Origin of the sequence: Sphingosinicella soli (assembly GCF_014199685.1) — a bacterium.
Taxonomy (GTDB): Bacteria; Pseudomonadota; Alphaproteobacteria; order Sphingomonadales; family Sphingomonadaceae; genus Sphingosinicella; species Sphingosinicella soli.
Window position 1 is genome coordinate 96,299 of record NZ_JACHNZ010000002.1, and the last position, 12,795, is coordinate 109,093.

General features: G+C 62.1%; 7 protein-coding genes. All 7 read left to right on the forward strand.

The window, feature by feature from the left end; genetic code table 11:
• Positions 1 to 2 precede the first annotated feature (2 nt).
• The 7 genes from GGQ98_RS01860 (at position 3) to tnpB (ending at position 12,793) form a co-directional block, all read left to right on the forward strand.
• Entirely contained in the window at positions 3 to 4,832 is a 4,830-nt protein-coding gene (locus GGQ98_RS01860; protein WP_184064226.1) for an Eco57I restriction-modification methylase domain-containing protein, read from the forward strand.
• On the forward strand, positions 4,822 to 6,789 hold the full coding sequence (locus tag GGQ98_RS01865; RefSeq protein WP_184064229.1) for a hypothetical protein: 1,968 nt from the start codon (positions 4,822 to 4,824) through the stop codon (positions 6,787 to 6,789). Before GGQ98_RS01860 ends, GGQ98_RS01865 begins: the two co-directional genes overlap by 11 nt.
• Positions 6,790 to 6,813: 24 nt before the next feature.
• Positions 6,814 to 7,599, forward strand: a complete 786-nt coding sequence (locus GGQ98_RS01870) for an HNH endonuclease (RefSeq protein WP_184064232.1) — start codon at positions 6,814 to 6,816, stop codon at positions 7,597 to 7,599.
• Complete coding sequence (locus GGQ98_RS01875) at positions 7,586 to 8,368, forward strand: Hachiman antiphage defense system protein HamA (protein ID WP_184064235.1); 783 nt, start codon at positions 7,586 to 7,588, stop codon at positions 8,366 to 8,368. Before GGQ98_RS01870 ends, GGQ98_RS01875 begins: the two co-directional genes overlap by 14 nt.
• Complete coding sequence (locus tag GGQ98_RS01880) at positions 8,355 to 11,870, forward strand: DEAD/DEAH box helicase (protein WP_184064238.1); 3,516 nt, start codon at positions 8,355 to 8,357, stop codon at positions 11,868 to 11,870. Before GGQ98_RS01875 ends, GGQ98_RS01880 begins: the two co-directional genes overlap by 14 nt.
• Positions 11,871 to 12,065: 195 nt before the next feature.
• On the forward strand, positions 12,066 to 12,449 hold the full coding sequence (tnpA, locus tag GGQ98_RS01885; RefSeq protein WP_184064241.1) for an IS66-like element accessory protein TnpA: 384 nt from the start codon (positions 12,066 to 12,068) through the stop codon (positions 12,447 to 12,449).
• Positions 12,446 to 12,793 carry an IS66 family insertion sequence element accessory protein TnpB gene (gene tnpB, locus GGQ98_RS01890; RefSeq protein ID WP_184064244.1) on the forward strand — a complete coding sequence of 116 codons (348 nt, stop codon included), beginning with the start codon at positions 12,446 to 12,448 and terminating at the stop codon, positions 12,791 to 12,793. Before tnpA ends, tnpB begins: the two co-directional genes overlap by 4 nt.
• Positions 12,794 to 12,795 lie beyond the last annotated feature (2 nt).

The following is a 12,795-nucleotide window of genomic DNA, read 5'->3' on the forward strand; positions in this document are numbered from 1 at the left end:
CCATGGCGCGTAAGCCCGTCACCGATATATCGGCTTGGCCCTCGCTCACACTTGAGGGCAACCTCATCGCGCCGGCGATGGTCGCAAGCATCGACCGCAGACAAGCCTCCGAGCAGACGGAGGAAGAGTACCGGATCCGCAAGGGACTGACGATCCGCGAGGAAATCTCGACCGCCTTCCGCGTTGGCCAGTCCCATTTCGACGCGTTCGCAAAGTTTGAAAAACCCTCCGTTGAAGCGACCTGTCGTTTCGTGCGTGACTTCCTCGAGGAAACTTTTGGTTTCGACGATCTGGTCCCAGTCGACGGGGCGGTCTCTTTCCTTGCCGGCGGCCGTGTTCCCATCGTCGTCGTGCCGCCTTCCGACGAAAAGCTCGATAGGCGGAGCCCGACGCTCTCCACCGATCGTTCGCGCTCCCCGGCGTTCGTGCTCCAAGATTATCTTAACGACAGCGAGCACGCGCTATGGGGTCTGGTGACCAACGGGGCCGTGGTCCGTCTCATGCGCGACAATGCCTCGTTGACCCGGCCAGCGTACGTCGAAGCGGACCTTGCCCAAATCTTCACGAACGAAGACGCCGCCTCTTTCGCCGTTCTCTGGTCGCTGATTCACCGGACCCGGTTCGGCGTGACCGGCACACCCGTTACCGACTGTGCACTCGAACGGTGGCGTGAGGCCGGCTCACGCGAAGGCGAGGCTGCCCGCGACCGGCTGGCGGCCCAGGTCGAAACAGCGCTCAAAGTGCTCGGCTCCGGTTTTCTGGAAGCCAACCCTGATCTCGCCACCCGCCTGAAGTCCGGCGAGGTCAATCTGACGAAATGGTTCAATGAGCTTCTACGCCTCGTCTACCGCCTGATCTTCCTGATGGTGGCTGAGGATCGGAATCTCCTCCACCCCGAGACGGCGAAGCCGGAGTCGCGCAAGCTTTATGTTGAAGGCTATAGTCTCACCGCGCTGCGTGCGCAGTGTGTCCGCGCGGCCACTTGGGACAAACACCACGATCGCTACGAAGGCATCAAGGTCGTCTTCAAAGCTCTTGCCCACGGTCAGGAGGTGCTCGGCCTACCGGCCCTTGGCGGGCTCTTCGGCTCCGACATGCTGCCGCATCTGGAAACCGCCCGCTTGCGCAATCGGGCCTTCATGGAAGCGCTCTATCGCCTCTCGTGGCTAGCTGACAGAACCAGCATGGTGTCGGTGAATTGGCGCGCGATGGAGACCGAGGAGTTGGGCTCTGTCTATGAATCTCTGCTCGAACTCCAACCGCAACTGGGCGACGACGGCAAGACTCTCCTTTTCGCCTCTGAAGTTGCAGAGCAGCGGGGCAATCAGCGCAAAACGACAGGCTCTTACTACACGCCAGACAGCCTGGTGCAACTTCTCCTCGATAGCACACTCAACCCAGTGCTCGATGAACGCGAAGCCCAAGCGGCCGATCCGGCCGAGCAGCTTCTGAGGTTGACCGTCATCGATCCGGCCTGCGGTTCGGGTCATTTCCTGCTTGCGGCGGCGCGGCGCATTGCCGCTCGTGTCGCCCGCCATCGCGCCGGTGGAGTTCCTTCGGCCGCCGACTTCCGCCATGCGTTGCGGGAGGTCGCCTGCCGCTGCCTTTATGGCGTTGACCGTAACCCCATGGCGGTCGAACTGACCAAAGTGGCGCTCTGGATCGAAGCTCTGGAGCCGGGCCGGCCGCTCGCCTTCTTCGACGCGCAGATCCGCTGCGGCGATAGTTTGATCGGCGTCTTTGGTAGATCGATGCTGCGAACTGGGTTGCCTGATGAAGCCTACAAGCCGCTCACCGGCGACGATCGGGAACTCTCCCGCCGCTACGCTCGCCTAAACAAGGAACAGCGGGATCGGGCGAAAGGTCATCCGCAACTATTCCGGAACTGGTCGCCGCCAGAAATTTTGACTGAGCGGGATCACAAGCTGAAGGAGATGGCGCAGGACGATCTGGCGAGCGTCGAGGCAAAGGCAATAGGCTTTGCAGAAATGCGCGCATCGGGCGATTGGCAGAGTCTGAAGACAGCTAGCGACCTCTATATCTCGGCCAACTTCTACATGGCGGCGTTCTTCATGCCGAAGGCCAGCGCCGCTGGCACGGACGCCATGCCGCTCACCGAACATGTGTGGCAAGCGGCAGGTGGCGACGCGCCTGCCGAGCATCTACGGCAAGGCGCAAGGCTGACCTCTGAGAAAGTAAGCGCCTTCCATTGGTTCATCGAATTCCCCGAGATCATGGAACGCGATGGTGGATTCGATGTGGTCATCGGCAACCCGCCATGGGAGCGGATCAAGCTTCAGGAGCAGGAGTTCTTCGCCGCTAGCTCGCCAGCGATCGCCAGCGCCCCAAACAAGGCGGAACGTCAGAAGCTGATCGATGCCCTGGAGAAAGCAGATTTTGATAGCGCGGATGGTCGCCTGTGGCGGGATTTCGTCATTGCCAAACGTACTGCGGAAGCGGCGAGCGAATTCGCACGCTCTTCGGGACGCTATCCGCTTACAGGCCGGGGCGACGTCAACACCTACGCTCTTTTTGCAGAGTTGTTTTCGAACCTCGCGAAACCCACTGGTCGAGCCGGAGTGGTTGTGCCAACAGGGATAGCAACTGACTCTTCTACATCCGAATTCTTCGGCCATCTTGTTAAAGGTCGAAAGCTGCAATCTCTGTTTAGCTTTTATGAAATTAGGGGCTGGTTCAAGGGGACGGATGACAGAAAGTCATTCTGCATAATTTGCGTAGGCGGCGAGGCGAAAGCCGCAACGTTCTGCTTCGATATAAAAGATATGGCGGAAATTGACCACCATGAGCGCGTGTTCGAGCTCACGGAAGACGAAATCGCACGCATAAGCCCGAACACGCGAACAGCACCAGTCTTCCGCTCCCGCGCCGATGCGGAGCTAACGGCGAAGATTTATTCCCGCGCGCCCGTAATGATTGAGGAACGAGCCCAAGAAGAGGGCGGAAACATCAATCCGTGGGGCATTACTTTCCAGCGCATGTTCGATATGTCCATGGACTCCGGTTTCTTCCGCACACCCACGCAGATGGAGGCTGAGGGCTGGCGCTGCGAGGGAGTAGATTGGACCCGAAAGACGGTTGCGGGCGTCGAACGCCGCGTGCCGCTCTACGAATCCAAGATGATTCACCACTTCGATCACCGCTGGGCAACCTATGGCGCTGGCACCAGCGACGACGAAGAGAGTGCCCGCGACTGCACGGTCGCTGAAAAGCAAAACTCGGATTTTGAGCCGGCGCCGCGTTATTGGGTGCCCGAAGAAGAGGTAACCTTGCGCGCCGCTCGCGTACCGGCGGCGCTAAAAAGTGCTGTCAGACAGTCGCGCGAAGGCGGGAGGCGGCGGCGCACAGCGGACACTGATCTTGAGGAGGGCAGCCGCTCGGCAGCCCTCAAGGCGCTGGCAACTTGGATTGCCGGCGCCATCCCATTCGTCGAGGGCCGCCCTGCGCGGGAGCAAGATCTGTTTCGCGTTCTCGGTCGTGGGCAGGATTGGCGTGGCTCGTTGAAGGCGTCGTCCGAACGCTTCCTGCTCGATCCCAAGACGCTAGCTGGCGGTGTCGAGATGCAACGTGAGACGCCGCTCACAGGCTCTGATCTCACCCTTCTCGCCGAAGGGCCGAATGATGCGCTCGCCATTGCCGAGCAACTGATTGCCGCCAAGCAGCCTCGTTGGCTGATGGGTTGGCGGGATATTGCGCTCCGGAGTGTCGAACGCACGGTGATAGGCACGGTTTTCCCGAAAGTTGGTATCGGGAACAATTTGCCCATTTGGTATCCGGGGCATTACGTCAACGCAAAGCAGGCAGCAGCTTTCGTTGGAATGCTTACAAGCATGACCTTCGACTTTACTGCGCGTCACAAGATCGGCGGCACCCATCTCAATTTCTTTATCGCTCAACAGCTTCCCGTTCTGCCACCGTCCGTCTTTTCGGAGAACGACCTAGAATTCGTCCGCACTCGCGTGCTCGAACTGACCTATACCAGCCACGCTCTGAAGCTTTGGGCGGAGGATTTGGGACATTCAGGCGCCCCGTTCGTCTGGAACGAGGATCGCCGGGGCCGGTTGCGAGCCGAGCTCGATGTCTTCTTTGCCAGAAAATACGGCCTGACCGAAGAAGATCTGCAATACGTTGTGAACCCGGCCAAGGCCAAGGGCCCGGGTTACCCGTCCGAAACTTTTAGAGTGCTGAAGGAAAGGGAAATCCGTCAGTTCGACGAATACCGCACAGAACGCCTGGTGCTGGAGGCGTGGAAGCAAATGGACGCGGATCAGCCGTCCGATACGCTACCTGCGCCCGTCGCGTTGCCGCCTCTCGCAAACCTGTCGGACGGTGTATGGGCATGGCCGGCAAGCATTCAACCTCGAGACCGTCTCCGTTATGCAGCTCAGTACGTACTTTCGCAGATGGATCCGGCGAGCGACGGCACACGCGCGCGCTTCGCAATCGCCAGTCTTGCGGAACCGGCGCTGCTCACGCCCCTGTTAGCGACTAGCGACCGGAGTCAGTGGATCAGGCTCGTCGGCCCGGAGGCGCAACCGACACAAGGCGCGATCCGACTACGGCCGTCCATCAATGCTGCGTGGCGATCGCTGTTCGAGACGCTGCTTACCTCTGGTCAATTGGAGGAGCGTGCCGACGGGTCGTGGACACGGGGTCAGCATTTCAATCCAACCGGACTGCAGACGCAGTCCGCCGACGCGCAGCGCACGGCGTTCGCGATCCGCGCCATCCGGGGCATCGATATCGGCGCCATGACCGCAGCCGTTGCGCAGGAGGACAACGTCATTTGGGCGAGGTTCGGACATGCCGGCTGACCTGTTCGCTCCGGTAATGCGCCTGCCGGTCGCACCGGCAGGTCGGGCCGGTCCTCGCCTTTGGGTCCGTCGCCTGGCCATCTTCAGCGATCCGAGCACTATCGTCCGCGACGTGCCGTTGAAACCCGGCCTCAACATCGTCTGGACACCGGATATGTCGAGTAGCGGAAGCCGGGCTTTGGCTCATGGCAGCGGTAAGACAGCCTTCTGTCGCCTGCTTCGAGCTTGCCTCGGGGAGCTCGGCTACGCGACGGACGCTCAGCGATCGCGCATCTTTGCGCAGCTTCCGAACGGCTTGATTGCGGCCGAGCTTCTGATCGATGGCGTGTGCTGGGTCGCTGTTCGCCCTCTGGGGCTGCCGGGCGGTGAGTTCGTCGTTCAAGTCGCGTCTATTGAAGATGCCATCGCGCGGGGGCGTCGCGACGGCGATCAAGCATTCATCGACCCCTTGGTGATCGAAGCCTTTTTCCCGTTGATTGCGGGAGCAACGCCCCCGGAAGTCAGCCGCGAGCAGGTCTGGGATGTCCTTCGGGCCTGGTTGACGCGCGATCAGGAGTGCCGCCTCGCCGACATTTTAGCGTGGCGGTCACCGCAGACGCAGTCTCGTTCCCGTGCGCAGGTGCTGGGCGAAACAGCCAAGCTGACGATGGTGCGCCTCGCCTTGCGCGCGCTTGACGCGGAAGAACAGACGGCCGCCCTCCGCGAGCGGGGACTCGTGACCGCTGCAGAAGATGACCGGCGCCGCCAAGCTTATCAACAACAGCGATATCTTGATGGGCTGAAGGTCGTAAGGGCAGCATTGAGTGCCGGCGAGGAGGTGGGCTTCGATGACACCATAGATCAGAAAGGACTGATTTCGTTGGCGGAGGCGGCGCTGGCCGAGGCGATGCGTGCCGATTTGCCAAAACCGCCCGATGTTGGCTCGATATTCGCTCGATTGAACGCGCTCAACGAAGAACGCCGAGCGTTAGAAGCAAGCCAACAAGGGTCTGTGAAGGAGGCAGACGTCAAGCGGGGAGAAGCAGAGCGCTATCGTTCAGAAGCGAACCTGGGCGAGATCGACATCACGCAAGGAGGGGTAAGAGTCTGCCCAATCTGCAGGGTCAGCGTGGAAGAGACTCTGGCCAAGGGTTGCGGCATTTCGCTTGAACGGTGCGATCTGGCTGCGATCAAGGTGGCGATTGCCGACAAGCTCGCCAAAGTAACGCAGTTAGTCGGAGAATCGGATAGCGCCGCGCAGGAGGCAAAGCGGTTCGAAGCGCTGATCAATCAGCTCGGTCCTCGTCAGCAAGCACTCGAGGCGGAGGCGAGGAGCGCTGATGCGGTAAGTCGCGCAGCTCAAGCCGCAGCGAAAGACGTCCAGGATCAAATTTATCGGGCAAGGCGCATACTCGACGATGTGCGATCGCTTCGCGACGCGGAAACAGCCGGAAAGCCCGCGCCTCCAGCTACTGCCGCGCTGGACGCGGTTCGCGCGCAACTCGAGGCAGGGCGTTCACGAGCTCGCGCCGCGATTCGGACTCTGGAGGAGAGGTACCAGGGGATCATGGCCGCTTGGCTCCCGGATGGAGTCGAGGGGACCGTCAAGCTCGATGGCAACGGGTTGAAGGTCGACGCCCAATTCGCGGGACGAGGCGAGGTTTCCACGGCGGCTTTGGACTCCCTCAAGATTGTTGCCTTCGACCTCGCCGCCTTGCACATGGCCGTCGAAGAGAAGGCGGACCTGCCCGCTTTCCTCGTCCACGACAGCCCGCGCGAGGCCGACTTGGATGGGCAACTCTACGAACGCCTTTTCGGCCTACTGCATCAATGGGAGGAGAGTGCGGAAACGCCTTGCTTCCAATACATCGTCACTACGACGACAGCTCCACCCATCGAGCTACAGACCGACAGGCATGTCAGGCTTCGAATGAGCTCGACACCAGCGGCAATGCGGCTGTTCGGAATGGATCTCTGACCATGCGGAGACAGGGGGGATGCGATGGTTGAGGCTCCCCAGTCCTTCATAGTCCGTGAGGAATGTGAGAAGGCTGCCTCGCAGAACGGATTTCGCCGGGTTCTGGGGGAAGAGGCAGGCTGGGCAGCCTTTGGCTCAACTACCGCGCAGGGTACAATTCATCTCGCCGCCGCAGGGGTGCAAGGGCCGTGGTTCTTAGCGCTGGACCATACAGGTGTCATCGCGGAACTGGACCTGCTTCCGGCCGACGTGCCAGGCCCCGGACGCGTTCGTCATGTCTTCGATAGCCTCGGCGCGCTCTATTCGGTGCTGCACCGCGTCTATGAACTTGCGATCAGCTTGCCGGATGCGCCGCTACGGGAGTTCGAGGCGCGGGTCGCGGGGTTGCCCCGGGCGACCGAAGTCGAGCGGTTGGTCATCCAGAGGATTGGTCAGGACATTTTTCGCACCCGCCTGATGGACTATTGGCAGGGGCGCTGTCCCCTCACAGGTATCTCCGACGTGGCCTTACTACGCGCCTCGCACATTATCCCATGGGCGGAATGCGAAAGCGATGCCGAGCGGCTCGACGTGCATAACGGCCTACTTCTTTCCGCGCTGTGGGACGCGGCGTTCGACCGCGCGGTCGTGACTTTCGATGACGAAGGAACGCCCGAGCTCTCGCCCTGTCTCAGCGAGCAAGCGCGGGCTGAGCTCCGCTGGAGTTCCCCGATTTCCCTGACGGACGAGCATCGCCGGAGGCTCGCCCGTCATCGCGAGCGGGCGCGAGGGGCGTCGGCCGGGAGGGAATCGCCAAGTGGTGCTTTATAAAAAGTGGTGCGACGCCACCAAGGAAAAGGACAAGCGGAAGCGCTATTGGACGTATGTCGAAAAGGACGGTGGCCGCGATGAGATCCGTGACGACCTCGCCGAGACCATGCGCTCCCATTACGATCGGCTTGAGCGTATAGCCGATGACGTCCAGCGGCTCGGTTACAAGGTTGCCGCGGAAATTCTGCGCACGCAGCTCCCCCAGACAGATAAAGGCCGCTCGGGTGATCTCGGCGAGATATTGGCGACCGAGTTGGTCGAGGAGGAAATCGGTCTGCGCGTTCCCGTTCGTCGTCTGCGCTACAAGGATGGGCGGAACATGGCGATGCGAGGCGACGACTTTATCGGGGCAGGCTATGGAGGCGACGACTCCAAGCTTTGGCTGCTGAAAGGCGAAGCCAAGAGCAACAAAGTCCTCGGGAAAGCCACCGTCACGAGCGCCCGCAAGGTGCTCAATCGTGACAACGGCAGATGCACGCCGGACTCGCTGGCATTTGTCGCGAACCGCTTGCTCGAAAGCAACGACGACGGCGATGTGCAACTGGGCCGCGACCTTCGCGATGAAGTCGGTCTCAAGACCCTGCGTGCTGATCGCATCGACCACATGCTCTTTACGATATCGGGCAATGGACCTCACGCTTCGCTGAAGGGCGATCTCGAAGGCGCCGGGACGAACCGGGACCAGTATGTCGTGAACGTCCACATCGAAGACCACCAGGACTTCATCAAGGAGATGTATCAGAAGGCGGAAGACCTTGGAGACGACTGACGAACTGCAAGCATTTTTGACGCGCGCGACGCAGGACGGCGTGCAAGGGCGGCTGCTATACCGAGGGGCGGCATGGTCGCTAATGCGAAGTGATGGTGTTCTGCCTGAAAATGCCCCGCCGCTCGGCGCGACCATCGATACCGACCTTGCAGAACATGGGTTTGCGCTGCTCCGTGCGGCAATGGCCCTTCGCACCCAGGCCGGCTCCTCCGAGTTGACGAACAAGGCGTTCGAGCGCGCCGGCAACGCGTTTGAAGCTTTGGTGCGCAATGCCGATCCCGAAGCCGCCGATCGCGGTTTCCGCAGGACGATCGCCGCCACGGCCTACCATCTGGCCGGGTTCTCGGCCGTCGCCTATTCGCTCTTCAACGAGGCAGTGGGCGACCTGAATTTGACGCCGGGTGAAATGGCGGTGATGCGGTTGGTGCTGCGCGACCTTGATGGGCTTCGAGCCTTCGTGCGCGGCTGGCTGAACGACGCGGCGCATGGTGACGACCGGATTGCTGCGGGGCTGTCCGGTGAGGATGCCGATGTCGACGAGATCCTGGCGATCGTTCTCAACACCACGATCTGTCGGGCGTTGGCCTTCTTCGATTTCGCGTTGGAGACCGGCGAAGAGGAACCGCTCGACGCGGCGCGCTCGCTTCTCACAACGGCTGTCAGCCTGGCCGACAATGCGGAGAACGTACCGCTGTGGTGGATCACCAATCTGTGCCGGCATCTGATCGACGACCTATGGCAACATTCGTTGCACCAGAACCTGCCGACAGAGCCACCTGAGGGCGCCGCCGAGAAGTATCCCGATCTGCGACGATTGTTTATTGGGTCTCTCTACGCTCGGAAGAATTCCGAGGTTGAGCTTTGGCCCTCGCAGCGTGAGGCGGCGCGCCGCTCGACGGATGTCAAGGATGACCTGGTCGTCGCCCTACCCACCAGCGCCGGGAAAACGCGCGTCGCTGAGATCGCCGCGCTCATGACGCTGTCTTCGGCGCGGCGAGTTCTCATCGTGACGCCGCTGCGAGCACTATCGGCTCAGACAGAACGATCGTTTCGTAAGACCTTCGCGCCGCTCGGATTCAGCGTGTCGTCGCTCTACGGCGCCAGCGGCCTCTCGGCTGGTGACGAGGACGCGCTCCGATCGCGGGAGATCATCATAGCGACGCCGGAGAAACTCGACTTCGCGCTGAGAAGCGATCCGAGCCTGATCGACGACGTCGGGCTGATCGTGCTCGATGAAGGCCACATGATCGGGCCGAGCGAGCGTGAGATCCGCTACGAGACGCTGGTGCAGCGCTTGTTGCGCCGCGCAGACTCGGCCGACCGCCGTATTGTCTGCCTCTCGGCGATTCTTCCGAGTGGAGATGAGCTCGACGATCTGACTGCGTGGATACGGGCGGACGAGCCAGGCGACGCCGTGCGGTCTGACTGGCGGCCAACACGCCAGCGTTTCGGAATGCTGGCGTGGCGTGCGCGTGATGCGCGCCTGACCCTGGATCTGACCAACAACGGCCCGTTCCTGGATCATTTCGTGGTTCAAAAGCCGCCCCGCGGCCGTGAGAAGAAGCCCTATCCCCGAAAGACGTCACATCTGGCCCTGTTCGCGGCCTGGGAGTTTGCGGCGCAGGGCAAGCGGACACTCATCTTCTCGACGCAAGCGAACTGGGTTGAGGGGTACGGAAAGCAAATCGTCGACCTCTGCAAACGCGGCTATCTGGACTCGCTTCTGGATGACGAAGCATCGATCGCTCGCGCAATCGAGGTCGGCAAAGAATGGCTCGGCGAAGATCATCCCGCGGTGGCAAGCCTTAAGGCGGGCGTTGCCATTCACCACGGCCGCCTGCCGAGCCCGTTCCTCCGCGAGTTGGAAGTCCTGCTATCGGAGGGCGTCCTCAAGGTCATCGTCGCATCGCCGACGCTGTCGCAGGGGCTCAATCTCAACGCCGCAGTCTTGCTCGTCCCGGCGCTGTACCGAGCGGGCAAACCGATCACCGGCGAGGAGTTCGCCAATGTCGCCGGCCGCGCCGGCCGCGCTTTCGTCGACGTGGAAGGGCTCATCGTCCACGTCATGTTCGATCGAGTCGATTGGCGGAGCGGAGAATGGCGGGGATTAGTGGCCTCTTCCAAGGCCCGGACGCTAAAGAGCGGCCTGATTCAGATCGTCGCGGAGATTCTTGATCGCCTGGCTCGAGAGGGCGTGCTGGGACGCGCCGACGCGTGGGAATATCTCGCCAACGCCCGCGAGGCCTGGAAGTCGCCGGCAGAAGAAGCGGCGATCGCCGCTCAGCTTGCGGCGCCTCCAGACGGAACTGATCGGGATGACGAGGACGAGGATGACGAGGCGGGAGGAGATGAAGAGGAAAGCATCGACGAGGAGCCGCTCTCGGAACTCGTCGAGCGCCTTGATGCAACGGTCTTCGGCTTGGTGGAGGCGCTCGATGCCGACCGCGCCGACTTGCCCAAGCTTCTCGACGAAGCGCTCAACGGATCGCTCTGGGCGCGTCAAATAGCGCGCGAGGGTGAAGGCATGGAGGCGCAACACCGCAAGGTGTTCCAGGCGCGTGCCAATCTCATCTGGTCGGTGACGACGCCTCAGGCCCGCCGCGGGCATTTCGCGATGGGCGTCGGCTTGGAAGCCGGGCTGACGATCGACGCGATGGCGGAAGAGCTGGGCGCCCTCATCGATCGAGCCGACGCCGCGTCCCTGCCAGGAGACGTCGACGAACTGGCCGATGCCTTGGCGGGCCTCGGGGAGCGACTGCTGGTGATGCGGCCGTTCATTCCCGACAAGAAGAATGCGCTACCTGGCAATTGGAAAGCGATCCTGAAGCAATGGGTGTCGGGCGCGGAGGTCTCGCAGATCGGACCCCACAACATGCGCATGGTGGAAGAGGCCTTCACGTATCGGCTGGTTTGGGCATTGGAAGCTATCAGAACCCGGCGTCTAACTTTGGGCTGGTCGCCGGACATCATTCCGGGTGGCGCAGCCGCATCTCTGGAAACAGGGGTTCCGCAGTTCATGATGTCGATGTTGATACGGGCGGGCCTTCCGTCCAGGCGGGCGGCTATCGCGGCGATCCAGACCACCAACCCCGTCTTCGTAACGCCGGCCGAGATGCGTGCATGGCTGGAATCCGATGAAATCACGGCGTTTACCGACGCCGGCGACTGGCCAACGCCTGATACCGCCGCGCTCTGGGCGCGTTTCAGGACCGAGGCCCTCAGCGGCGGAATCCAGAAGTGGTCGATCGAACGCTACAAGAGGTTGCTCGACCTTCCTGCGCACTCGGCGCCGCCGGCTGGGCTTTATCGGGTCATCACGGACGAGGGCGATGGGCGCACATGGCTGGCGACACCGGACTATCGACGGGTGGTCCCCTTCAAAAAGCCGGCGGTAGATCCGAAGCCCAGCCTGTTCTCGGGAAGGTTGCCCGGGGCGACGGCGGTCGTGGATACCCTGAGGGTAGGACGGGGCAAGTTGCGATGGCCTCGCGCTGACGCTTGAGAGCGCGAGAGCTTTCGCTGCGGCTGAGGGCGCTGTCTGAAACTTACGCCGCCAACTGCTCCAAAGCTTCTCCTGGCTGCATCGCTTGCGCGAACAGGCGGTTCATCGCTGCTTGGCGCGACTCGCGATCGAGTGGTACGCGTCCGCCGAAGGCCGCCTTGCGGGAGCTGAGGCAAATCGTTGAGCACTGTCGGTATGGACAGCCATACGCACAGTGCCTTCGGGCGACTTGAGATCGTCGAGACCGGGCGTCGCCGGCGATGGACGGACGAGGAGAAGCGCCGGATCGTGCTGGAGAGCATGAGCGGGCCGCGGCTCATATCCGAGACAGCGCGTCGCCATGGCATATCCCGCACGCTGCTGTTGACCTGGCGCCGCTTGATGGCGAGCGAGGTGCCGAGCGGGTTCGTGCCGGCGATCGTTGTTCCTGAGGCAGGGATGGCGACACCGCTTCCGCGAGAGCGGCGGGGAGCCCGGGTCGAGATTGTGCTGGTTGATGGTCGTCGGCTGATCGTTGAGGGGGCGATCAACGTGGAGGTGATCCTTCGCCTGGCGCGAGGCCTCGAGGCGCCGCGATGATCCCGGTGCCGATGGGCGTGAAGGTGTGGCTTGCGACCGGCCACACGGACATGCGGAAGGGCTTTGCCTCGTTGGCGTTGCAGGTGCAGGAGGTGCTCAAGCGCGATCCTCTCGGCGGCCACATCTTCTGCTTCCGTGGCCGGCGCGGCGACCTGATCAAGGTGATCTGGCACGACGGCCAGGCGGCGAACCTCTATGTGCGGCGGCTGGAGCGTGGACGGTTCCTGTGGCCGTCGCCCGCGGACGGGATCGTGACGATCACATCGGCGCAGATGGGATATTTGCTGTCCGGAATCGACTGGCGGAACCCGCAGGAGACGTGGCGTCCAACCTCGATCGGATGATG

Excerpts from the sequence above, each read along its gene's own strand:
- GGQ98_RS01860 (WP_184064226.1), top strand. The coding sequence starts at position 3 with ATGGCGCGTAAGCCCGTCACCGATATATCGGCTTGGCCCTCGCTCACA.
- GGQ98_RS01865 (WP_184064229.1), top strand. The coding sequence starts at position 4,822 with ATGCCGGCTGACCTGTTCGCTCCGGTAATGCGCCTGCCGGTCGCACCG.
- GGQ98_RS01870 (WP_184064232.1), top strand. The coding sequence starts at position 6,814 with ATGGTTGAGGCTCCCCAGTCCTTCATAGTCCGTGAGGAATGTGAGAAG.
- tnpA (WP_184064241.1), top strand. The coding sequence starts at position 12,066 with ATGGACAGCCATACGCACAGTGCCTTCGGGCGACTTGAGATCGTCGAG.
- tnpB (WP_184064244.1), top strand. The coding sequence starts at position 12,446 with ATGATCCCGGTGCCGATGGGCGTGAAGGTGTGGCTTGCGACCGGCCAC.